Origin of the sequence: Bradyrhizobium tunisiense (assembly GCF_042263385.1) — a bacterium.
GTDB lineage: Bacteria > Pseudomonadota > Alphaproteobacteria > Rhizobiales > Xanthobacteraceae > Bradyrhizobium > Bradyrhizobium tunisiense.
Genome location: NZ_JBHLEV010000006.1, coordinates 348,717 through 370,558 on the forward strand (window position 1 = coordinate 348,717; position 21,842 = coordinate 370,558).

General features: G+C 64.2%; 20 protein-coding genes and 1 riboswitch. Of the genes, 16 read left to right on the forward strand and 4 right to left on the reverse strand.

Annotated features, from left to right (window positions below):
* Window positions 1-101 precede the first annotated feature (101 nt).
* The 9 genes from pdhA (at window position 102) to ACFDR6_RS26320 (ending at window position 8,868) form a co-directional block, all read left to right on the forward strand.
* Complete coding sequence (gene pdhA / locus ACFDR6_RS26280) at window positions 102-1,124, forward strand: pyruvate dehydrogenase (acetyl-transferring) E1 component subunit alpha (protein WP_317239369.1); 1,023 nt, start codon at window positions 102-104, stop codon at window positions 1,122-1,124.
* Between the two features lie 29 nt (window positions 1,125-1,153).
* Entirely contained in the window at window positions 1,154-2,542 is a 1,389-nt protein-coding gene (locus tag ACFDR6_RS26285; RefSeq protein ID WP_375860003.1) for a pyruvate dehydrogenase complex E1 component subunit beta, read from the forward strand.
* A gap of 3 nt (window positions 2,543-2,545) precedes the next feature.
* On the forward strand, window positions 2,546-2,848 hold the full coding sequence (locus ACFDR6_RS26290; protein WP_212090262.1) for a DUF5076 domain-containing protein: 303 nt from the start codon (window positions 2,546-2,548) through the stop codon (window positions 2,846-2,848).
* Window positions 2,849-2,850: 2 nt separating this feature from the next.
* Window positions 2,851-3,303: a nucleoside deaminase gene (locus ACFDR6_RS26295; RefSeq protein WP_375860004.1), complete on the forward strand. Its 453-nt coding sequence runs from the start codon at window positions 2,851-2,853 to the stop codon at window positions 3,301-3,303.
* Between the two features lie 62 nt (window positions 3,304-3,365).
* On the forward strand, window positions 3,366-4,745 hold the full coding sequence (locus ACFDR6_RS26300) for a pyruvate dehydrogenase complex dihydrolipoamide acetyltransferase (protein WP_375860005.1): 1,380 nt from the start codon (window positions 3,366-3,368) through the stop codon (window positions 4,743-4,745).
* A gap of 49 nt (window positions 4,746-4,794) precedes the next feature.
* On the forward strand, window positions 4,795-5,001 hold the full coding sequence (locus ACFDR6_RS26305; RefSeq protein ID WP_375860006.1) for a hypothetical protein: 207 nt from the start codon (window positions 4,795-4,797) through the stop codon (window positions 4,999-5,001).
* A 17-nt stretch (window positions 5,002-5,018) separates the two neighbouring features.
* A complete protein-coding gene (lpdA, locus tag ACFDR6_RS26310; RefSeq protein ID WP_317239371.1) occupies window positions 5,019-6,440 on the forward strand; it encodes a dihydrolipoyl dehydrogenase in 1,422 nt (473 codons plus the stop codon).
* Between the two features lie 132 nt (window positions 6,441-6,572).
* Complete coding sequence (locus tag ACFDR6_RS26315; protein WP_375860008.1) at window positions 6,573-7,814, forward strand: threonine synthase; 1,242 nt, start codon at window positions 6,573-6,575, stop codon at window positions 7,812-7,814.
* An 82-nt stretch (window positions 7,815-7,896) separates the two neighbouring features.
* A complete protein-coding gene (locus tag ACFDR6_RS26320) occupies window positions 7,897-8,868 on the forward strand; it encodes a tripartite tricarboxylate transporter substrate binding protein BugD (RefSeq protein WP_317239373.1) in 972 nt (323 codons plus the stop codon).
* A 152-nt stretch (window positions 8,869-9,020) separates the two neighbouring features.
* On the opposite strand, the gene ACFDR6_RS26325 is transcribed toward ACFDR6_RS26320, so the two are convergent.
* From ACFDR6_RS26325 to ACFDR6_RS26335, 3 genes are all read right to left on the reverse strand, one after another.
* Window positions 9,021-9,407, reverse strand: a complete 387-nt coding sequence (locus tag ACFDR6_RS26325; RefSeq protein ID WP_212090302.1) for a response regulator transcription factor — start codon at window positions 9,405-9,407, stop codon at window positions 9,021-9,023.
* Between the two features lie 95 nt (window positions 9,408-9,502).
* Window positions 9,503-10,171, reverse strand: a complete 669-nt coding sequence (locus tag ACFDR6_RS26330; RefSeq protein WP_212090304.1) for a response regulator transcription factor — start codon at window positions 10,169-10,171, stop codon at window positions 9,503-9,505.
* The gene (locus tag ACFDR6_RS26335) at window positions 10,168-12,150 is read right to left on the reverse strand and encodes a PAS domain S-box protein (protein WP_375860027.1); all 1,983 of its coding nucleotides are present in this window, start codon (window positions 12,148-12,150) and stop codon (window positions 10,168-10,170) included. Before ACFDR6_RS26335 ends, ACFDR6_RS26330 begins: the two co-directional genes overlap by 4 nt.
* Before the next feature lie 1,193 nt (window positions 12,151-13,343).
* On the opposite strand from ACFDR6_RS26335, the gene ACFDR6_RS26340 reads away from it, so the two are divergent.
* Entirely contained in the window at window positions 13,344-13,532 is a 189-nt protein-coding gene (locus ACFDR6_RS26340) for a hypothetical protein (protein ID WP_375860010.1), read from the forward strand.
* Window positions 13,529-13,891: a hypothetical protein gene (locus ACFDR6_RS26345; RefSeq protein WP_375860011.1), complete on the forward strand. Its 363-nt coding sequence runs from the start codon at window positions 13,529-13,531 to the stop codon at window positions 13,889-13,891. Before ACFDR6_RS26340 ends, ACFDR6_RS26345 begins: the two co-directional genes overlap by 4 nt.
* A gap of 76 nt (window positions 13,892-13,967) precedes the next feature.
* Here ACFDR6_RS26345 and ACFDR6_RS26350 read toward each other — a convergent pair whose 3' ends face one another.
* The gene (locus ACFDR6_RS26350) at window positions 13,968-16,154 is read right to left on the reverse strand and encodes a transglycosylase SLT domain-containing protein (RefSeq protein WP_375860012.1); all 2,187 of its coding nucleotides are present in this window, start codon (window positions 16,152-16,154) and stop codon (window positions 13,968-13,970) included.
* A gap of 321 nt (window positions 16,155-16,475) precedes the next feature.
* Here ACFDR6_RS26350 and ACFDR6_RS26355 point away from each other — a divergent pair, with 321 nt between their 5' ends.
* The 5 genes from ACFDR6_RS26355 (at window position 16,476) to ACFDR6_RS26375 (ending at window position 21,784) form a co-directional block, all read left to right on the forward strand.
* Window positions 16,476-18,212, forward strand: coding sequence for an adenylate/guanylate cyclase domain-containing protein (locus tag ACFDR6_RS26355; RefSeq protein WP_375860013.1), 1,737 nt, complete (start codon window positions 16,476-16,478; stop codon window positions 18,210-18,212).
* A 104-nt stretch (window positions 18,213-18,316) separates the two neighbouring features.
* Window positions 18,317-18,493, forward strand: a complete 177-nt coding sequence (locus ACFDR6_RS26360) for a hypothetical protein (protein ID WP_212090316.1) — start codon at window positions 18,317-18,319, stop codon at window positions 18,491-18,493.
* 138 nt (window positions 18,494-18,631) lie between these two features.
* On the forward strand, window positions 18,632-18,844 hold the full coding sequence (locus ACFDR6_RS26365; protein WP_375860014.1) for a hypothetical protein: 213 nt from the start codon (window positions 18,632-18,634) through the stop codon (window positions 18,842-18,844).
* An 82-nt stretch (window positions 18,845-18,926) separates the two neighbouring features.
* Window positions 18,927-19,184: a hypothetical protein gene (locus tag ACFDR6_RS26370; protein WP_212090321.1), complete on the forward strand. Its 258-nt coding sequence runs from the start codon at window positions 18,927-18,929 to the stop codon at window positions 19,182-19,184.
* Window positions 19,185-19,232: 48 nt separating this feature from the next.
* Window positions 19,233-19,443: riboswitch (cobalamin riboswitch) on the forward strand.
* A 115-nt stretch (window positions 19,444-19,558) separates the two neighbouring features.
* Window positions 19,559-21,784: a TonB-dependent receptor gene (locus tag ACFDR6_RS26375; protein ID WP_375860015.1), complete on the forward strand. Its 2,226-nt coding sequence runs from the start codon at window positions 19,559-19,561 to the stop codon at window positions 21,782-21,784.
* Window positions 21,785-21,842 lie beyond the last annotated feature (58 nt).

Genomic DNA, 21,842 nt, shown 5'->3' on the forward strand with positions numbered 1-21,842 from the left:
CACTGCGGCATAATGAAAGTCGTGCTATGTCGCCGCGGTGCTTTCCAAGGGCGTTTGACTTGGGTTAGAGAGGGCGAAGTTTTCTCTGACCCGGAATTCCTATGGCCGCACCCAAGAAAGCCGCCGCAAGCACTCCACAGGACAAGCCCGACGGCGGTTCGCCCCCGGAATTCACCAGGGAGCAGGAGCTCAAAGCGCTCCGCGACATGCTCCTGATCCGGCGGTTCGAGGAAAAGGCCGGCCAGCTCTACGGCATGGGCGCGATCGGCGGCTTCTGCCATCTCTATATCGGCCAGGAGGCCGTGGTGGTCGGCATGCAGATGGCCCTGAAGCAGGGTGACCAGGTCATCACCGGCTATCGCGATCACGGTCACATGCTCGCCACCGGCATGGACGCCAACGGCGTCATGGCCGAGCTCACGGGTCGCCGCGGCGGCTATTCCAAGGGCAAGGGCGGCTCCATGCACATGTTCAGCAAGGAGAAGCACTTTTACGGCGGCCACGGCATCGTTGGCGCCCAGGTCTCCCTCGGTACCGGGCTTGCCTTCGCCAACAGCTATCGCGGCAACGACAATGTCAGCGTCACCTATTTCGGCGACGGCGCGGCCAACCAGGGCCAGGTCTACGAGAGCTTCAACATGGCGGAGCTCTGGAAGCTGCCGGTGGTCTACGTCATCGAGAACAACCGCTACGCCATGGGCACCTCGGTCTCGCGCGCCTCGGCGCAACAGGATTTTTCCAAGCGCGGCGCGTCCTTCAACATCCCCGGCAAGCAGGTCGACGGCATGGACGTCCGCGCCGTGAAGGCTGCGGGCGAAGAGGCGGTGGCCTGGTGCCGCGCCGGCAAGGGCCCTTACATCCTCGAAATGCAGACCTACCGCTACCGCGGTCACTCGATGTCCGACCCTGCAAAATATCGCACGCGCGAGGAGGTCGAGAAAGTCCGCCACGACCAGGATCCGATCGAGCAGGTGCGTAACCGCCTGCTCGCGGCCAAGGTCAGCGAGCAGGATCTGAAGGCGATCGACGCCGAGGTGCGTGACATCGTCAACGCCTCCGCCGATTTCGCCCAGCATGATCCCGAGCCGGATGCAGCCGAGCTCTGGACCGACATTTACCGCTGAACGCGCGCAAGCTTTCCCTTGGAGTCGATATGCCAATTCAAGTGCTGATGCCCGCGTTGTCGCCCACGATGGAGAAGGGCAACCTCGCCAAATGGCTGAAGAAAGAGGGCGAGACGATCAAATCAGGCGACGTCATCGCCGAGATCGAGACCGATAAGGCGACCATGGAGGTCGAGGCGACCGACGAGGGGACGCTCGGCAAGATCCTGATCCCCGAGGGCACCGCCGACGTCGCGGTGAACACGCCGATCGCGACCATCCTCGCCGACGGCGAGAGCGCCGCCGATCTTGCCAAGGCGTCCACGCCGGCGAAGCAGGAGAAGGCCGCGGAGTCCGCAGCCCCTGCCGCTGCGAAGGCCGAAGCGCCGGCACCGAAGGCTGCGCCCGCGCCGCAGGCCGTCGCCGAGCCCGATCCGGAAGTGCCTGAAGGCACCGAGATGGTGACGCAGACCATCCGCGAAGCCTTGCGCGATGCCATGGCCGAGGAAATGCGCCGCGATCCTGATGTCTTCGTGATGGGTGAGGAGGTCGCCGAATATCAGGGCGCCTACAAGGTCACGCAGGGGTTGCTCCAGGAGTTTGGCGCCAAGCGCGTCATCGATACCCCGATCACCGAACACGGCTTTGCCGGCGTCGGCGTCGGCGCTGCGATGACCGGCCTCAAGCCGATCGTCGAGTTCATGACCTTCAACTTCGCCATGCAGGCGATCGACCAGATCATCAACTCCGCGGCCAAGACGCTCTATATGTCCGGCGGCCAGATGGGCTGCTCGATCGTGTTCCGCGGGCCCAATGGCGCCGCCGCCCGCGTCGCCGCCCAGCACAGCCAGGACTATTCGGCCTGGTATTCGAACGTCCCGGGCCTCAAGGTCGTCGCGCCGTTCTCGGCGGCGGATTACAAGGGCCTGCTCAAGGCCGCGATCCGCGATCCTAATCCGGTGATCTTCCTCGAGAACGAGGTGCTCTACGGTCACACCGGCGAAGTGCCCAAGCTCGACGATTTCATCATCCCGATCGGCAAGGCTCGAATCGTGCGTTCGGGCAGCCACGTCACCATCATCTCCTGGTCGAACGGCATGACCTATGCCCTGAAGGCGGCCGACGAACTCGCCAGGGATGGCATCGAGGCCGAGGTGATCGACCTGCGCACGCTGCGCCCGATGGACACGGAGACCATCATCAACTCGGTCAAGAAGACCGGCCGCGCCGTCACGGTGGAAGAGGGCTGGGCCCAGAGCGGTGTCGGCGCCGAGATCGCAGCGCGCATCATGGAGAACGCCTTCGATTATCTGGACGCGCCGGTTGCGCGCGTCTCAGGCAAGGACGTGCCGATGCCCTATGCCGCCAATCTGGAGAAGCTCGCGCTGCCCTCGGCGGCGGAAGTCGTCGAGGCCGCCAAAGCCGTCTGCTACAGGTAAATCATGGCGGGCCCGAAGGAGCAGCCACTGCCGCCGGACGTCATGGCCCGCGATGACGCGGTCGAGATCCTGCGCGTCTTCGTGCTGGATGGCGGACTATCGATGGCGTTCCAGCGCGCCTTCGAGGAGCCCGACATGTGGGGCTTGCTGCTCGTCGATCTCGCCCGCCACGCCGCGCGCGCCTATGCGCGCGAGAGCGATTATACCGAAGAGGACGCCCTGAACCGGATCCTGGAGATGTTCCAGGCCGAGATCGAGCGTCCGACCGACACCGGCACCACGACGCCGCGCGGCAAGGGACACTGACCATGGCAATCGAACCCCATCACTTCGATTTCATGCTGGAGGCGATCCGCGAGGCGGAGGCTTCGATCGCGCAGGGCGGCCTGCCGATCGGCGCCGTGCTGACGCGTGACAACAAGATCATCGCCCGCGGTCACAACAACCGCGTGCAGGAGAACAATCCGATTTTGCACGGCGAGATGAGCTGCCTGCGCGAGGCCGGTGCGATCTCGTTCCACGACACCGTCATGTACACGACGTTGTCGCCATGCTCGATGTGCGCGGGCGCGCTCGGGTTGTTCAAGGTGAACCTGGTGGTGATCGGAGAGTCCGTCACCTTCGAGGGATCCAAGGACATCCTCGACAAGTTCGGCATCCCCTGGATCGACCTTGCCGACGACCGCTCCATCACCATGATGAAGAATTGGCGTTCCAATCCCGCCAATGAGCGCCTGTGGCAGGGCGACATCGGCAACTAAACCTGGTCTGTTCGTCTTCGCTTTTGGAGACGAGTTTTTGCAAAGTTCTTCTTGAGGTCAGCATGCCCATCAACATCCTGATGCCCGCTCTCTCGCCGACCATGGAGAAGGGCAACCTCGCCAAGTGGCTGAAGAAGGAAGGCGACAAGGTCAAATCCGGCGACGTCATCGCCGAAATCGAGACCGACAAGGCGACGATGGAGGTCGAGGCCATCGACGAGGGCACGATCGCCAAGATCCTGGTGCCCGAGGGCACGCAGGACGTCCCGGTCAACGATGTGATCGCGGTGCTGGCCGGCGAGGGCGAGGATGTGAAGGCGGCCGGCGCAGCCAAGCCCAGCGCTTCGGCCGCACCTCCGAAAGCTGCCGAAGCGCCGGCTCCCGCGCCTGCTGCGCCCAAATCTGCACCGCCCCAGTCTGCACCGCCCCAGTCTGCGCCGCCCAAGTCCGCACCGGCCCCCGCCGCTGCACCGGCGCCGCAGGCCGCACCGGCCGCGCAGAGCAACGGCCATGGCGGCCGCGTGTTCTCGTCGCCTTTGGCGCGGCGTCTCGCCAAGGAAGCCGGCATCGATGTCGGCATGGTCACCGGCACCGGTCCGCACGGCCGCGTGGTCGCGCGCGACGTGGAGCAGGCCAAGTCGGGCAAGGGCCTCAAGGCGCCTGCCGCGGCACCGTCCGGTGCGCCCTCGATCGCACCGACCATGTCGGACAAGCAGATCCTGTCGCTGTTCGAGCCGGGCTCCTACGACATCGTCCCGCATGACGGCATGCGCCGCACCATCGCGCAGCGCCTGACGGCGTCGATCCAGAACGTCCCGCACTTCTACCTCACCATCGACTGCGACATCGGCAAGCTGCTCGCCGCCCGCGAGGAGATCAACGCAGCCGCGCCGAAGGACAAGGAGAAGAAGCCGCTCTACAAGATCTCGGTCAACGACTTCGTCATCAAGGCGATGGCGGTCGCGCTGCAGAAGATCCCGAACTGCAATGTGAGCTGGACCGAAAGCGGCATGGTCAAGCACCACCATTCCGACGTCGGCGTTGCCGTGGCAATGCCCGGCGGCCTGATCACGCCGATCATCCGCAAGGCCGAGACCAAGACGCTCTCCACCATCTCCAACGAGATGAAGGATTTTGCCGCGCGCGCACGGTCCCGCAAATTGAAGCCGGAGGAATACCAGGGCGGCACCACCGCCGTGTCCAACCTCGGCATGTACGGCATCAGCCACTTCACCGCCGTGATCAACCCGCCGCATGCGACCATCCTCGCGGTCGGCACCAGTGAGGAGCGTCCCGTCGTGCGCAGCGGCAAGATCGAGATCGCCAACATGATGAGCGTGACCTTGTCTTGCGATCACCGTGCCATCGACGGCGCGCTCGGCGCCGAGCTGATCGGCGCCTTCAAGCAGCTGATCGAAAATCCCGTGATGATGATGGTCTGACGCGGCGGCAGAGGGGGCAACCTTGCATGTCCGGACCCGCTGGCCATGGATGTCGCTGCTGCTCGCCGCTGCCGTCGCGCTCAACCCGATTGGGCTCGATTTTCTTCACTCTGCGTTCTTTGCCGGTGAGCAACTGGCACGGAACATCGCTCAGCCTATCGTGTTCGCCGCGCTGGCCGTCATAGCCTTGGTGGTGGTGCTCGAATGGCTGGTGAGGTCTTTTCTGGTCAAGCGCCGCGCTCGCGGCGCCTCTTGAGTTGAACGGGAGCCGCCATGGCCGATACATCCTTCGACGTCATCATCATCGGCTCCGGCCCCGGCGGCTACGTCACCGCCATCCGCGCCGCCCAACTCGGCTTCAAGGTCGCGATCGTCGAAAAATCCTATCTCGGCGGCATCTGCCTGAACTGGGGCTGCATCCCGACCAAGGCGCTGCTGCGCTCGGCCGAGATCTATCACTACATGCAGCACGCAAAGGACTACGGCCTGTCGGCGGAGAAGGTCTCGTTCGATCCGAAGGCCGTCGTGCAGCGCTCGCGCGGTGTCTCCAAGCGCCTGAACGACGGCGTCGGCTTCCTGATGAAGAAGAACAAGGTCAGCGTGATCTGGGGCGCCGCCGCGATCGAGGCTCCGGGCAAAGTTGTCGTGAAGAAGTCCGACGTCGAGGGCCCGAAGGGCGCGCTCGGCGAGGGGACCTATCAGGCGAAACACATCATCGTCGCCACCGGCGCACGGCCGCGCGTGCTGCCGGGGCTCGAGCCCGACAAGAAGCTGATCTGGACCTATTTCGAGGCGATGGTGCCGGAGAAGATGCCGAAGTCGCTGCTGGTGGTCGGCTCGGGTGCGATCGGCATCGAGTTCGCCTCGTTCTTCCACACCATGGGCTCCGAGGTCACGGTGGTCGAGGTGTTGCCGCAGATCCTCCCGGTCGAGGACGCCGAAATCGCCGGCCTTGCGCGCAAGCGCCTGGAAAAGCAGGGCATCAAGATCATGTCCTCCACCAAGGTGACCAAGCTGGAGAAGAAGGCCGACAGCGTCGTCGCCACCATCGACGATGGCAAGGGGAAGCCGGTCACATCAGAGTTCGAGCGCGTGATCTCGGCGGTCGGCGTCGTCGGCAACATCGAAAATCTCGGCCTGGAAAAGGTCGGCGTGAAGACCGACCGCGGCATCATCGTCGTCGACGGCTACGGCAAGACCAACGTCCCCGGCATCTACGCCATCGGCGACGTTGCGGGCCCGCCCATGCTGGCTCACAAGGCCGAGCATGAGGGTGTGATCTGCGTCGAGGCCATCAAGGGACTGCACCCGCATCCCATGGACAAGAACCTGATCCCGGGCTGCACCTATTGCCAGCCACAAGTGGCCTCCGTCGGCCTGACCGAAGCCAAGGCCAAGGAGAGCGGCCGCGAGATCCGCGTCGGCCGCTTCCCCTTCGTCGGCAACGGCAAGGCCATCGCGCTCGGCGAGGATCAGGGCCTGGTCAAGGTGATCTTCGACAAGAAGACCGGCCAGCTCCTCGGCGCCCACATGGTCGGCGCGGAAGTCACCGAGCTGATCCAGGGCTACGTCGTCGCGATGAACCTGGAGACCACGGAAGAAGAGCTGATGCATACGGTCTTCCCGCATCCGACGCTGTCGGAGATGATGAAGGAAGCCGTGCTGGATGCGTATGGAAGGGTGTTGAATATCTGACGGCCGCCGTCACGAGCGAAGTGAAGCAATCCAGAATGCCTCCGCGGAAAGAGTCTGGATGGCTTAGTCGCGAGAGTTCCTCGCAATGACGAGTAAAAAGAGCAGTTCAATAAGCAAGAAGAAAGAAGCAACATGCACGACAACGACAACCTCACCATCGAACGCCCGACCTTCGTCACCCATCTCGAATGCGCGATGGAGGGCGATCATTACGCCGCCGACCAGGTCCACAACCTCTCCAAGGCCGGCAAGCCGCTTCTCGTCCGCTACGACCTCGCCGGCGTGAAGAAGGCGCTGACCAAGGACGCGCTCGCCCAACGTCCCGGCGACATGTGGCGCTACCGCGAGCTGCTGCCGGTGCGCAAGTGCAAGGACATCGTCTCGCTCGGCGAGGTCACGACGCCGCTGATCCGGTTGCCCAAGCTCGGCAAAAAGCTCGGCGGCGGCGAGGTCATCGTCAAGGATGAGGGCCGTCTGCCGACCGGCTCGTTCAAGGCGCGCGGCCTCGTGATGGCGGTGTCGATGGGCAAGGCGCTCGGCATCAAGCACATGGCGATGCCGACCAACGGCAATGCCGGCGCGGCGCTGGCCGCTTACGCCACGAGTTGCGGCATCAAGACCACGATCTTCTGCCCGGCCGATACGCCGGAGGTGAACGTCAGCGAGATCGAGCTGCAGGGCGCGACCGTCTACCGCGTCAACGGCTATATCGACGATTGCGGCAAGATCGTCGGCGAGGGCAAGGCCAAGGTCGGCTGGTTCGACACCTCGACGCTGAAGGAGCCGTACCGCATCGAGGGCAAGAAGACGATGGGTCTCGAGCTCGCCGAGCAGCTCGGCTGGGACGTGCCCGACGTGATCGTCTATCCGACCGGCGGCGGCACCGGTCTGATCGGCATGTGGAAGGCGTTCGACGAGCTGGAGAAGATCGGCTTCATCGGCTCGAAGCGGCCGCGCATGGTCGCGGTGCAGGCCTCCGGTTGCGCGCCGATGGTGCGCGCCTACGAGGCCGGCACCGAGCACGCCACGCGCTGGGAGGACGCTCACACCATCGCCTCCGGCATCCGCGTGCCGCAGGCGATCGGCGATTTCCTGATCCTGCGCGCGGTGCGCGAGAGCAAGGGCTTTGCCATCGCGGTCGACGACGACAAGATCTCGGCGGCGCTCAGCGAGGTCGCGCGCGAGGAGGGGCTGCTGCTGTGCCCCGAGGGCGCCGCCACTTATGCCGCCTACAAGGAAAGCCTCGCCGACGGCCGCGTCTCGAAAAGCGACCGCGTGATGCTGTTCAACTGCGCGACCGGCCTGAAGTATCCGCTGCCGCCGGTCACCCGCACGCTCGACCGCCATAAGCCGATCGACTATTCGCAGTTCTAGCGCGCATTGCGCGACGAATGATTCCTCTTCCCGTACGCGGGAAGAGCAAAAAAATAACAACGACATCGCCGGGGAGAAGACAATGACGAAGGCCGTCTGGGCTGCGCTGTTTGCTGTTCTCGCTGTGACCGGCGCCGCGCGCGCCGATGACTATCCCTCCCATCCCATCACCATCATCGTGCCCTTCTCGGCCGGCGGACCGTCGGATGCGATGGCGCGTGTGCTGGCCGAGCGGATGCGGGTGTCGCTTGGCCAGGCCGTCGTGGTCGAGAACGTCACCGGCGCGGGCGGCTCGATCGGCGTCGGCCGCGCGGTGCAATCGCCGCCGGACGGCTACACCATCTCCTTCGGCCATCTCGGCACCCACGTCGCCAACGGTGCGGTCTACAAACTCAAATACGACCTCGTCACCGACCTCGAGCCGGTCGTGCTGCTGCCGAGCAATCCGATGATCATCGTCAGCAAGAACGCAGTGCCCGCGACCTCGCTGAAGGAGTTGATCGAGTGGCTGAAGTCGCGGCCCTCACCGCCGACAGCAGGCACCGCCGGCGCCGGCTCCGGCAGCCACATCGCCGGCGTCTATTTCGAAAGCGTCTCCGGCATCAAGCTGCAATACGTTCCGTATCGCGGCACCGCGCCCGCACTGAACGATCTCATCGCCGGTCAGATCGACCTCATCGTCGACCAGACCTCCAACTCCATCGGCCAGGTCCGCGCCAACACCATCCGCGCCTACGCCATCACCGACAGCAAGCGCCTGTCGTCGGCACCGGAGATCCCGACCGCGGAGGAGGCGGGTCTGAAGGGCTTCAACATGACGCTGTGGTCGGGCATGTGGGTGCCGAAGGGCACGCCGAAGGAGATCGTGACGAAGCTCAACGCCGCGGCCGTGGAGGCGCTGAACGATCCCGCTGTGAGGAAGCAGCTCGAAGGCCAGGGCCTGGAGATGACGCCGAAGGATCAGCTCACGCCCGAAGCGCTCGGCACCCGTCAGAAGGCCGAGATCGCCAAATGGTGGCCGATGATCAAGGCGGCGAACATCAAGGTGGATTAAGCCGGGCGGCGCCATGCCCCGCTGCATGTCGTCAGTTTCCGCGCCGCATTCCGAGCGGGCGGCGAACGCGGGGCATCTCGCGGGAGGCCCTCGCGAGATGCGGAATTGATCCTGGTCGCTGTCCACCCTCGCATTTGCTCGTCGCCGGTCGCTCACTGCGTGGTTTCGTGACCTGCTGCCAGCGCACGGTCCAGGCATTGCATCAGATCCGAGGCGGCGAACGGCTTTCCGAGAAAACAGGTTGCCCCGGCGTTGAGCGCACGTACACGTACGCTCTCATCCGGGAAAGCCGTGATGAAGATGAACGGCGTTGCCGAGCCATGCGCGCGCATCTGCGTCAACAGATCGATCCCGGTCATCAGCGGCATCTGCACGTCGGCGATCACGCACGAGGTGTCATTCGAATCGTCCGATCTCAAAAACTCCTCGGCTGAGGCGAATGTGTGAACGATATATCCACGCGATTCCAAGAGATTGTTGATTGCGGCCCGCACGTAAGGGTCGTCGTCAAGCACCGAAATCACCGAAGCCACTGACAAGACGTCCGCTCCTCGCCCGGGATTACGCTTGCCGTCGCCACGGCTATACATAAACGCGCAAGGTGGACCTGCCAGTCGTCATTGGAAACTCATACTTAGGTTTGTGCGCCGGGCTTGTTGGATCCAATCCCGAGCGCCTCGCTCATCCTCACCAGATCGGCCAGCGACTTCGCGCCCATTTTCCGCATGATCTGGCCGCGATAGATTTTGACGGTGATTTCCGCCAATCCGAGCTGGGCTGCCACTTGCTTGTTCATCAGGCCGGACGTCACCAGTGACAATACGTCTCGCTCCCGCGAGGATAGTGACTCGAAGCGTGATTTCACGGTCGAGACCGTCCTGTTGAGGTCGCGGCGCTTGCGGTCTCGTTCGATAGCGGCCTGAACCGCGTCCAGAATGTCCTGGTCGCGAACCGGCTTAGTCAAGAAGTCGATCGCGCCGCTCTTCATGGCCCGAACCGTCATGGGAATGTCACCATGACCGGTAATGAAGATGATTGGCGTGTGGATATTTGCCTTGGCAAGATCGGACTGCAGGTCGAGGCCGCTGGCTCCGGGCAGGCGAATGTCGAGCACCAGGCAACTGGGGACATCCGGCGGCTTCGCGTGGAGAAGTTGCGGTGCCGAGCCGAATGCTTCGACCTTGAGGCCGACCGACTCGAAGAGATTGGTGAGTGCGCGGCGCATCGATGCGTCGTCGTCGACGATGAAGACGATTGGCTGATCGCCGTCCGGCTGCGGCGAAGGCTCCGCGCGCTTGGTCACGATGTTTGCTCTCGATAGAGGGGCAGGGTGATCTGAAAGGTCGCGCCCCGCTCCTGGTTCGGTGCGGCCGAAAGCCGTCCGCCATGGGCCTCGATGATGGAGCGGCAGATCGACAGTCCCATGCCCATGCCTGCGGATTTCGTGGTAAAGAACGGCGTGAACAGGCGATCTATCGCCTCTTCACTAATGCCGACCCCGCAGTCGGAAACGCTCACCAGCATCGCGCCATCGCCACTCGCCCCTGAACGGATGGCCAGCTCGCGTGGGCGATCGTGGACGCCTTCCATGGCCTCGATCCCGTTCATGATCAGGTTGATCAGGACCTGCTGCAACTGGATTCGATCGCCAAAGATATTCGGCAGTGCCGACGACAACTCCATTCGCACCGATACGGCGTGGCTGGCCATCTCGCGCTGAACGAGTGCGACGGCCTCCCGCACGACCACGTTGGCGTCGAGTGGAACCATCTCGATGCCGGACCGCTTGGCGAGCGCCCGAACGTGACGGATCACGTCGCTGGCACGCGTGCCGTCCTCGATGATCCACTCTACGGAGCGGCGGGCCGCCTTGAGATCGGGCGGACTGCGCTGCAGCCAGGCGAGGCAGGCGTCGGCATTTGCGATGACTGCGGCAAGCGGCTGATTGATTTCGTGTGCAATGGAAGCGGTCAGCTCACCCAGTGTTGTGACGCGCGTCACATGTGCGAGCTCGGCCTGGGCCTTGCGCAGCGCGTCTTCGGCCTGATTGGTCCGGATCGCGGCGGTCACATCGGTGCAGACGCCGCGATAGCCGAGAAAAGCGCCGTCGGCGTCGAAGAACGGTTTGCCGCTGGTCCGGACGTAGATCGGCTGCCCGTTGCGGTCTTTGCTGCGATACACCAAGTCGCGGAACGGGACGTGGGCGTCCAGCGCCGCCCGATGTTGTTGCCATTTTTCCGGCTCGAGATCGGCATCCGGCGCGATATCCCAACGCGTAAGTCCGATCAGGCCCACGGGAGCAGAGATGGTATCTGAGTGTTCTGATATCTCGGTCACGCGATGGTCCGGCCCCGTCTCCCAGAACCAGTCGGAGGCGGTTTCGGCATAGTCGCGGAAGCGCTGCTCGCTATCGCGCAGTTTGCGCTCTGCCTCTTTGGTCGCCGTGATGTCAGTCACCGATCCGACGAATTCGACGTGACCGCTCGCATCCCGCATCGCCCGGGCTACCGCTCGGACGTACTTGATCGAGCCGTCGGGCATTATGAGCCGGTATTCATGATCGAAATCTCTTTCCTCGCGTGCCGCCCGACCCGTGGTCCGTTGCACCGCAAGCCGGTCCTCCGGATGGATGCGCTCGAGCATGAGCGGGATCTCGGGCTTCGTCCCCTCCTCGAATTGGAAGATGCGATAGGTCTCCTTGGACCAGGTGATCTCGCCGGTCGCGGCCTTCCAGCCGAAACTGCCGGTGTGGCTCAATTCCTGCGCCTGGGCGAGATAGGCCTCGCTCTGTCGCAGCGCATTCTCCGCTTCCTTGCGCTCGGTGATGTTCTCGCAGGCCACCAGCACGATCGGTCCGCCATTGGCCCGCAGCATGGTCTTGGCGTTCTCGCGCACCCATAGCACCGAGCCGTCCTTGCGAACCTTCCGGATTTCCCAGGTGTGTGATTGATCAATGGTCTTAAGGCACAGCGCGACGCACGTCCGGACGAAGTCACGATCTTCCTCGAAGAAGACATCCAGCACCGATCGGCCGATCAATTCCTTGGCCGTGTAGCCGAGCTGCGCCGCGCCGAACGTGTTCACGTTGATCACGGTTCCGGTCGGATCGACCATGAAGTACATGACCGGGTTGTGCTCGAAGACCTGCTGCCACTGCTTGACCGCCTCGTGCAAACCGGCGTCCGGCTCAGTGTGCGGCCCGGCAGTGACAACCTGCCTGACGCAGCCGACGAGGAATTGTGCGGCTGACTTCCCGAACGTTGCTGCCCGGCCCGGCTTCATCGCAGACGCTCCCGGCGCTCTCTGCGTGAACACGAGTAGAGCACGTTGCCGCGAGAGGAGCAATTCCGGCCAAAGTCGACGGGCGATCATGACGTGCGCCTCTGCATCGAGCGCTGCGCTGTCCATTGCGGCGCCCCGAGGACGCCATGCCGGCGGGATCTTCACGGTGACCGTGCGGCCGGAGCATCGTGCGCCGTCTCGTTGAACATGAGCCGGGGAGCCCCGGGGCGAGTACGGGACAAACCTAGGTATAGGGCCTCCATTCCTAATCATATTGGCCATTTACCTCCGTACAATTGAGCATCTCGTGCCCGGCGAACTAGCCTTATGACCATTCGGGAGTGTCGACCGGTCGATCGCAGCGAGCGCACGAGAACCGGTCTGAAGCTAGCGGCCGAGGTGTCGTACCGACAAACAACGACCAGGGACGAACCGCCGGAATACTGGTGACGCAACCGCCGCCGCGGCAATTCACGACCCGCGCGAGGTCGAAGGGAATGAACTGGCAAAGCGCAAGTAACCAAGCGACAGAGGGAGATAACAATGTGCGATACATCGGTACTTCCTGAGCGTGGCCTATCCCAGTCCGAACCTTGCCCTTCAGTCAATGGCTGTGGGGTGTGCGGCGGCAAGTTCGGTCTGATCCGCTACTATTCCTGGCGCACCGCGCTCTGCTCCAAGAAGTGTGTCGATCGCTTCCGCACCCGCCGCGAACGCGACCGCCGGTGGTTGTTTCGGGTTCAGGTTGCCTGAGGCCGAATTAGAGAACTGACTTCGTTCCGAAGGTCTGACCCGGGAGCCCGTGCGTTGAAGCGCTCATGCAAGCTCTTGTGCTCGCTGGTTCTCCTCGGCTCCGCTGCAGTCCAGGCACAGGAGACTGGACAAGGCACCGCTCATCGCCAGCATCCACTCCAGGACCAGGCGCTGCACGAGAAATTCTATTCGACCTGGCACATGCCGGACAATCCGAGCCTCAGTTGCTGCAACAGCGCTGACTGCTATCCGACCGATATCAAATACATCGACGGCCAGATCTATGCACGACGCCGGGAGGACGGGAGATACATTCTGATCCCACCCCAGAAGGTGGAGCGAAACAGGGATAATCCGGACGGCCGAAACCACCTTTGCGCTCCACCGCCCGCCCTGTCTCCGTTGGACAGCGTTTACTGCTTCGCCCTGGGAGGTGCCACATGAGATTCGCCTTCGTGCTCGTGAACGACCGGACCCCGTTCCGGCACACTTGGTGCATGCAGTGCTGCGAGCCTATCAGCGGCAGCTATCTCCGCGAGATCGCGACCCGTCTGCCTTACTGCGACTATCAGTGCTATGCGCTGTTCTGCGAGGCCCTCGCGACGGATGGCGTGAGGGTGGCGTCATGAAATTCGTGGTGGTCAACCACGAGCCTCCGTTGCGCGCGGCCACGTGCAGCACCTGCTCGCGGTCGCTCTGCTCCGGCTATGTCCGGCATGCGCGCACACAGCGCCGCTACTGTGACTACGATTGCTACCGGCGCGGCGAACTCGTCCTGTTCTTCGTACAATGGCCGATGCCTGGGTGCACGGAACCGGCCGCCGCGAACGTCGAGCTCGCCGCTCGCAATATGATCGAGACGATGGCGGCCCTGGGTGCGGTCTGGTGCTGGAGCTGCACGATGCACGCTTGGACCTTCGCAAGAGCTTTGACCGGCGCATCCTTGGAAGGTCGCGATCCGATCACGCTGGAAGGAGGTGACATCTAGCTGCGCGACTGCACTCGCGTGGAAGCCGCAGCGACGTAACCTTGCAGGCGCCGGTGTTCAGCCCCGGCGGCGTCGACTAGGGAGCGGGCGCTGCGGCCGCCACGGGTGCCGTTGCTCCGGCCTCGTGCGTCACCACACGCTCGTTGCTCTTGCCGGCGATCATGCTGCTGCCCTCGAACCGCGCGCGGTACACCAGCACGTTCTCGATTACGCGCTGGACGTAGTTGCGTGTCTCCGACAGCGGGATGCGCTCGACCCAATCGACCGGATCGACCCTGGGATCCCGGGGGTCGCCGCGCGCCTGCACCCATTCGCGCACGCGGCCGCGGCCGGCATTGTAGCCGGCGAAGGTCATGATCTGGTTGCCGCGGTATTCCGAGAAAAGCGCGCTGAGCTCGGCCGCGCCCATCTGCGTGTTGTAGACGGGGTCGGAGACCATCTTGCCCCAGTCGTAAGTCAGTCCGAAACGTCTGGCGGTATCGCGTCCGGCCTCCGGCGTCACCTGCATCAGCCCGACCGCGTTGGCATGCGACTTGTCGCGCTGCTCGAAGGAGCTTTCGGTGCGCGCCACCGAATAGATCACGCTGGTCTCGATCGCGGGCGCGACCTGCTGGTGCTCGGGGATGCCGATGGTGGGGAAGGCGTAATGGTCGAGCGCGAGCCCGCGCGCCAGCGCCGACTTGCCGACCTCCAGCATCACGCGCGCATCGTTGCGCCGGCCGGCGAGCTCGCCGAGCGCTTCGAGCGCCGCGACGTCGGTGCTCTCCTTGGCGAAATCCTGGGCATAGTAGAACACCATGTCGCGCTCGCCGATGTCGTAGAGCATGTCGGCGGCACGCACGCGCTCGTCTGCGGGCGGCGTGTCGGCCGAGGCCAGCACGGGCGAGGGCGCACGCAGCTCGATGCGGTCGAGACCGAGCTTTGCGCGCGCAAGCTGGCCGTAATACGCGGTCGAATAGCGCGATGCCGCCCGATAGCTCATGCGCGCATCTGCGGTCGCGCCCATCGCTTCGGCGGCACGGCCGCGCCAGTAATGGGCACGCGACAGCGCGATCGGATTGGCCGAGCCTTCGTCGATGGCGGCGAAGTGCACCAGCGCCGCCTGGGGATCGTCGAGGAAGCGCAGCGCGATCCAGCCGCACATGAAATGATAGTCGACGCGGTAGACTTCCTTCTCGGGCACCGCGGCGGTGCGAACCACGTCATAGGCCGTCCTGGACTTGCCCTGGTCGAGCAGCTTGCGCGCCAGCATGCGGCGCTCGCGCCACCAGGCATCGGTATCTTGCGCGGCCATGGTGTCGGGCTGGGCGGCGAGGATCACCTCGGCCGCGTCGTCGATGCGGTCGTTCTGGAGATGCCACTGGGCGCGGCACAGCACATAGCCGAGATCGCGTCGCGCCTCGGTCGGGACGTCCTCCAGATAGTCCTTGGCCTTGCTCGACTTGCCGGTGACGGCGGCGCAGGCCTTGACGATCGCGAGCGCATCCTCGCCGAGCCGTTTTGCGGCGCGCCGCGCGCCCAAATAGTCCTTGGCGCCGAGCCGCTTGTCCATCCGGGCGCGATGATCGTCCGCGGTCAGGAGGTCGCGGAACGCCTCGTAGGAATCCTCCTCGCTGCGCTCCGACAATTCGTCCGCGCGCCAGGCCTCGCGCACGAGTCGCGCGGCCCTATCGGCGTCGCCTTCGGCAAGCAGCACGCGGGCGAGCGCGAACTTGCCCTTGGCGCTGGTCGGTTGGTCCATGGTGAATTTGTGCACGGTGGCGGCGTCGGCTTTCTCCTGCCACAGCCGCGCCTCGGCGCGCCGGCGCAGCAACGCGCGACTCGGCCAGTCCGGATTGGCCTCGAGGAAGGCGGCGTAACGCTTGAAATTCGCCGTGCTGTCGGAGTGGCGCAGCATGAACCAGTCCGCGAGCTTACGTCCGGCGGGATCGGTGATGCGCTCGCGCGCTGCGCTCGCGTCATCGGTCTTGCCCTTGCGGGTGAGATCGATGGCGTCCTTCAGCGCGGCGAGGTCGCCGGTCAGCGGCGGTGTTGCGGGCTTGTCAGACGGCGCGTCGTCGGCCTTCTTCGATTTGTGTCTGGCCTCGGCATGCTTGCCGTGGCGCGACTTCACCGCCGTGTGGCGATGCTTGCCGCCCTTCGCCTCATGCGTCTTCTTCGGCGCGGACGATTTGTGGCTGCTCTTGGCCGCGATCTCGGTGGGAAGAAGGGCCATTGCGGCCACGGCAACGACACACGCGAGCGAGCGTAGGCACTGGTTCATTCCATGGTCCCCCTGCGAAACCACTACAAACCAAGGTCCGCGACGACATGCGGCTTGAGAATCAAGGCACCGACACGGTGCATCACTACCGTGTCGCATCCTCACGCTGTCGCAACAATGCGGCAAAATACGGATGTGATGCGGGAACTTCCGCGCTGGGGGAGCAAAGGATAGTCTCTTAAGCCTTTGTTAACGATCCGGGCCCGCGCGACAGTTTGGCCGGGTCCAGGGCGTCAGCAGGGGCAGATTGCGCGTGTTCCCGAATCCCGATCCGGTGTATGGAATCCCTCGCTTCGTCCTTTGAGCCTTTGCCCCGCGCCTATGCCGATTTTCAACCAGTCGATCCGGCGCAAGATCGTCGGCATCGCCCTCGGATTGATCGTCCTGATGCTGGTCACCTCGATCCTGTCGATGGTGATGTCGAGCCAGGTCGGTGTCCTCCTGGGCGAGCTGACCAACCGCTACATCCCGGCCTACAGCCATCTGGCCCGCGCCAATATCCGTTCCCTGGAGCGCGCCCTGGCGCTGCGGCAAATGGTCATGACCAAGATGGGGGCGTCGTCGGACGAGGAGACGTATGCGGCGCGGCTTCGCGACTTCGAGGCATTGGACCGCAAGTTCGAGGAAGAAGCCGAGGCAGCGCGCAAGCACATCAACGCGATCATCGATGATCCCAGGACGTATTCCGACAATGCCGCGCTGGCACGGCTCGACGTCCGCATCGAGAGCGCCGTCACCGAGTTGCGGCGCAATCTGGACGAGGGCAATGCGAAACTGCTGAAGCAGATCGAGGCCAAGGACGTGGTCCAGGCCCGCGCCACGCTGGAACAGCTGGACACCCTGCGCGATGCGTTCAACCGGAAGGTCGACGCGATCAGGGCGGACATGCTGACGCAGGTCTTCTTCTCGACGTCGCAAGTGATTGGCCGCCAATACCAGGCCATCATCGTGTCGGGAGCCGTGACCTTGCTCGCGGCGGTGCTCGGATTTGCCTTTGCGCTCCTGGTGTCCAGCGGTATCACGCGCCCGGTGCGGCTGCTGCTCGCCGGCACCCGCGAGGTCGAAGCCGGTCGCTTCGACAAGACCATCACCGTCTCCACCCAGGACGAGATCGGCGAACTCGCCGCGGCGTTCAACCGCATGACCGAGCAGCTCAGGCACAACGAGCGCGTCCGCGAGACCTTTGGCCGCTACATCGATCCCAAGGTGGTGCAGGGGCTGATCGACCGGCCGGAGATCGCGATCGACGGCGAGCGCCGGGTCATGACCATCATGTTCTGCGACATGAGCGGCTTCACCGCGATGAGCGAGGGCATGACCCCGCGCGGCCTCGTGCGGGTGATGAACCACTATTTCACGATGATGTCCGCACCCATCAGGGGCAACCGCGGCATCATCGATAAATATATCGGCGATGCCATCATGTCCTATTGGGGCCCGCCCTTCATCGAGGACGACGAGCAGGCGTTGCTCGCGGGCCTCGCCGCCATCGAGATGACCGAGCAGGTGCCGGCGCTCCAGAAGCAGCTGCCCGACCTGCTCGGCATCCGCGCCATGCCGGCACCGTGCGATTTGCGGGTCGGCATCGCCACCGGCGAGGTCCTGACCGGCAGCATCGGTTCCGAATTGATGATGAGCTTTACGGTGATGGGGGATGCCGTGAACCTCGCTTCCCGGCTTGAGGCCGTCAACAAGGTTTACGGCACCCGCATCCTGATCGCGCAGGCCACCGCTGATGCGGTCGGATCGCGGCTCGAACTGCGCGAGATCGATCGTCTCGCGGTCGCCGGCCAGAGCGCGCCGCAGGCGATCTTCGAAGTGATGGCGAGGGCGGGCGCGCTCACCGGCGCACAGGAGAGCCTGCGCATGCACTATGCCGAAGCGCTCGCCGCCTATCGCGCCCGGCGCTTCGAGGAGGCGCGCGCGGCCTTCAACGCGGCGCTCGAAGCCGTCCCCGGCGACGGACCGTCGCGCGCGATGCTCGGCCGCATCGCGCAGTTCGAGGCGAACCCGCCGGACGCCGGCTGGGACGGCGCCTGGCGGCTGGACAGCAAATAGCTGCCGCCCCGGAAAAATTGTTTCTACTCGATAACGATGTTCGCCGTGACCTATTTCCCGGGCTTAGGTTGAATGTCCTTGAGGCGTTTGACGGGGACACGCCGATGACGGAACTTCAGGACAGGCTGGAACGGTTCGAGACACTGACCGCCGAATGCGAGCTGATTGCCAAGCTCGCGACCGACAGCACCAAGCGCGAGTTCTATCTGAAGCTTTCGGAGCAGTACCGTCAGTTGGCGACGGACATGCGGCAGGCGATCGCGACCAAGGCCGCGGCCTGAGGCCGGCTGCAATCCGTTCTTAAGGTTTGGCGCGCATCCTTGACGCAGCGGGCGATCGCTCGTGCTGGGAAGGCCGGGGTTCGCTGCAGTGCAGCGTGCCTCGCGAGTGTCATTTGCCATGCTCGACAGGGCAATCACATGCGCCTCGTTGCCGTGATCATATTCGCGCTCATGACGGCGTCCTGCAATCAGGATCAGGACATCACCGGCTCGACATCGGCCTGCCCGATGCGGAACTACAGCTCGTACAATCCCCGCGACATGAACCAGTGTGTCAATGCCTGCAGATCCTGCGATCGCGGCACCACGGTCACGTGCACGACCTCCTGCACCCTCAAGGGCGCGCGCTGAGAGCAACCGGCGGTGCTTGGGCACCGGAACGATTCACCTGGGTTAATCATTGAAGAAGCGGAAGGACGCGGAGTCCGATGAAATGGGTATGCTCGATCCCGGTCGATTTCTGGTGTCCTGCTCGCACTGCGATGCCTGGCCGATGGCGGTCAACGTGAAGCGATCGAGCTGGTGGGCGTCCCCGCATGAGGTCCGCTTTGTCTGCACGCGCTGCCGACGCGAGGAAACCGCGATCGTCTCGGCCTCCGGCGAATTGACTCCGATCAAGCGCGTCGATGTTCCGCCACGCGACGTCGCTGCCGCCTGGGCACAGGCCCAGCGTTTGCGAGGGCGGACCTGAGCGCGGTGACAACGGCCACCGGTCGATTGACTCCCCGGCGGAACGACACGTAAGTTGATCGGTGACGGTTCTCCTCAGGGAGATCAAAAGGGAATGTGGTGCGGGATTGTCCCAACGGGAATTGTCTCAACGCCACGGCTGCCCCCGCAACTGTAAGCGGTGAATCTTTCGTCCTATGCCACTGGGAACTCGGTCCTGGGAAGGCGACGTAAGGTAACGACCCGCGAGCCAGGAGACCTGCCGTCAGCCGTGGTCACACGCGAAGATGTCGGTCGGGGAGTGCAGACATCGGCTTCACCGGAGCAATCCATCGCTCCACCGTGAAACCTCGTTCGCTGTGACGTGCCACTGACGTCATACCGAGGTTTACAATTGTGTCCCGTCTTGTCTCTGCCGCCGGGCGCCTCAGCGCTGGCCTGTTCGCGTCCGTTGCCTTCCATTCGCTCGATCTCTCTCCGGCCTTCGCCCAGCAGGTCCTTGCCGAGCAGCTGCCACCGATTGAAGTGACCAAGCCCGACGACCAGAACCGCACGCGGGCCAGGGCGACCGGTGACGGCGCGACGAGGCCCCGCGCGACGGCCGATGTCGCGCCGTCGGGCAATGGCGCCGGCTCGGCCGTCGAGGCTGTCGCCGGCAACGGCGGTATCGTCGGTGCTGCCACGACCGTCGTCACGGCCGCGGATATCGCGCACGCGCCGTCGCAGACGCTGGCCGAGATCATCGCGACGCAGACGCCGGGGGCCCAGATCACGACGTTCTATGGCGGCCCGATCGGTGCCAAGACCGGCGTGGACCTGCGCGGCTTCGGCGCGTTTGCCACCGCCAACACGCTGGTGCTGGTCAATGGACGGCGGCTGAACGACATCGACATGGCACAGGTGGACCTCTCCACCATCCCGCTCAATTCCATCGAGCGTATCGAGATCACGCGCGGCAATTCCGGAGCGGTGCTCTATGGCGACAACGCTGTCGGCGGCGTGATCAACATCGTCACCAAGAGCGGCGTCGGCGGACCGCCCGTGACCGCGCGCATCGAGGCCGGCTTCGGCTCGTTCAACACGAAAGTCGGCAACGTCTCGACCTCGCTCAATGCCGGTCCGTGGTCTACCTCGTTCTATGGCAACGCCGTCGGGACCGACGGCTACCGCGACAACAACCGCTATTCCCAGCAGAACGGCGTCGGCAATCTCAATTACGCGACACCGGGCCTGACCGCTTTTCTCACCGTCACGGGCGATCATCAGGAATTGCGGCTGCCGGGCGGGCGGACCGTCGACCCATCGATCGGCCTCGACGAGGTCGCGACCGACCGGCGAGGGACCAGCACGCCGTTCAACTATGCCAACCAGCAGGGCTTCAGTGTGACCGCGGGCTTCACCAAGACCCTCGTCAACGGCGTCGATCTCATCGTCGACGGCGGCGTGCGCGACAAGAAACAGCAGAGTGCGTTCTTCTCCAGCCCGGTGCCGGTTCCGGGCTTCTTCACGTCGACCTATGCCGATTCCCATCTGACCACGTGGTCGATCACGCCGCGGCTCAGCGTGAAGAGCCTGCTGCTCGGAATGCCATCGCAGCTCCTCACCGGCATCGACTATTACGACGCGAGCTTTCAGCAGAACCGCGGCGCCGGGCAGGGGCTCTCCCCCTGGCATGATTACGACCTCAGGCAGCAGACGGTTGCGGGCTATTTTCAGCACACATTGGGCGTGTCGCCTACGACTGACATTTCCTATGGCGCGCGGGTGCAGACGATCAATCTTGCGGCGCGCGACAATTTCGACCCGGCGGCGCCGTTCAACGCCGACATCGGCGCCCTCCCGCTCCAGAGCGATGAAACCCAATATGCGCTGCATCTCGGGGCCGAGCATCGCCTCAATGAGGTGGTCTCGCTGTTCGGCCGCGCCGCGCGCGCGTTCCGCACGCCCGACGTGGACGAGCGCCTGTCCTCAGGGCCGTCCTTCGATCCCCTGACCTTCGCTGCGATCCCGCAAACGTTTCAACTCAAGACCCAGACCTCGCAGGACATCGAGGGCGGCCTGCGCATCAAGGGCGGCGGACTGCAGCTGCAGAGCAGCCTCTATCTGATGGACCTCACCAACGAGGTCCATTTCAACCCGGTGCTGTTCTACAACACCAACCTCGATCCGACCCGCCGCTACGGCTCGGAGACCAGCCTGTCCTATCGCGTCAACGACGCTCTGCTGCTGCGCTCCGGCATGGCCTATACCCGCGCCGTCTTCCGCGAAGGCATCTGGACCGGCAATGACGTGCCGCTGGTGTCGCGCTACACCGCGAGTGCGGGCGTCACCTGGAACATCTGGCAGAACTATTTGGTGCTCGACGCCACCGCGCGCTTCTGGAGCGAGCGGCGCATGGACAACGATCAGGCGGGCACCCAGAAGCCGATTCCCGCCAACGGCACGATCGACCTCAAGCTCAGCGGCCAGGTTGACCGCTACTTCTGGTCGCTCAGCGTCAACAATGTGCTGAATGCGCTCTACTACGATTACGCCATCGCAAGCACCTTCACGGACGGCCGCTTCAGCGCTTATCCGCTGCCCGGCCGCACCTATCTGCTCAAGGCCGGCGCAACGTTCTGATCAGCACGCCAGTCAATGGACCAGAGCGTGATGGGACGATCGCGCCTGTGTCGCCCTG

Excerpts from the sequence above, each read along its gene's own strand:
- ACFDR6_RS26335 (WP_375860027.1), bottom strand. The coding sequence starts at position 12,150 with ATGAAGCCGGGCCGGGCAGCAACGTTCGGGAAGTCAGCCGCACAATTC.
- ACFDR6_RS26300 (WP_375860005.1), top strand. The coding sequence starts at position 3,366 with ATGCCCATCAACATCCTGATGCCCGCTCTCTCGCCGACCATGGAGAAG.
- ACFDR6_RS26320 (WP_317239373.1), top strand. The coding sequence starts at position 7,897 with ATGACGAAGGCCGTCTGGGCTGCGCTGTTTGCTGTTCTCGCTGTGACC.
- ACFDR6_RS26365 (WP_375860014.1), top strand. The coding sequence starts at position 18,632 with ATGCGCCTCGTTGCCGTGATCATATTCGCGCTCATGACGGCGTCCTGC.
- ACFDR6_RS26345 (WP_375860011.1), top strand. The coding sequence starts at position 13,529 with ATGAAATTCGTGGTGGTCAACCACGAGCCTCCGTTGCGCGCGGCCACG.
- pdhA (WP_317239369.1), top strand. The coding sequence starts at position 102 with ATGGCCGCACCCAAGAAAGCCGCCGCAAGCACTCCACAGGACAAGCCC.
- ACFDR6_RS26295 (WP_375860004.1), top strand. The coding sequence starts at position 2,851 with ATGGCAATCGAACCCCATCACTTCGATTTCATGCTGGAGGCGATCCGC.
- ACFDR6_RS26305 (WP_375860006.1), top strand. The coding sequence starts at position 4,795 with ATGTCGCTGCTGCTCGCCGCTGCCGTCGCGCTCAACCCGATTGGGCTC.
- ACFDR6_RS26290 (WP_212090262.1), top strand. The coding sequence starts at position 2,546 with ATGGCGGGCCCGAAGGAGCAGCCACTGCCGCCGGACGTCATGGCCCGC.
- ACFDR6_RS26340 (WP_375860010.1), top strand. The coding sequence starts at position 13,344 with ATGAGATTCGCCTTCGTGCTCGTGAACGACCGGACCCCGTTCCGGCAC.
- ACFDR6_RS26360 (WP_212090316.1), top strand. The coding sequence starts at position 18,317 with ATGACGGAACTTCAGGACAGGCTGGAACGGTTCGAGACACTGACCGCC.
- ACFDR6_RS26370 (WP_212090321.1), top strand. The coding sequence starts at position 18,927 with ATGGGTATGCTCGATCCCGGTCGATTTCTGGTGTCCTGCTCGCACTGC.
- lpdA (WP_317239371.1), top strand. The coding sequence starts at position 5,019 with ATGGCCGATACATCCTTCGACGTCATCATCATCGGCTCCGGCCCCGGC.
- ACFDR6_RS26315 (WP_375860008.1), top strand. The coding sequence starts at position 6,573 with ATGCACGACAACGACAACCTCACCATCGAACGCCCGACCTTCGTCACC.
- ACFDR6_RS26355 (WP_375860013.1), top strand. The coding sequence starts at position 16,476 with ATGCCGATTTTCAACCAGTCGATCCGGCGCAAGATCGTCGGCATCGCC.
- ACFDR6_RS26285 (WP_375860003.1), top strand. The coding sequence starts at position 1,154 with ATGCCAATTCAAGTGCTGATGCCCGCGTTGTCGCCCACGATGGAGAAG.
- ACFDR6_RS26350 (WP_375860012.1), bottom strand. The coding sequence starts at position 16,154 with ATGAACCAGTGCCTACGCTCGCTCGCGTGTGTCGTTGCCGTGGCCGCA.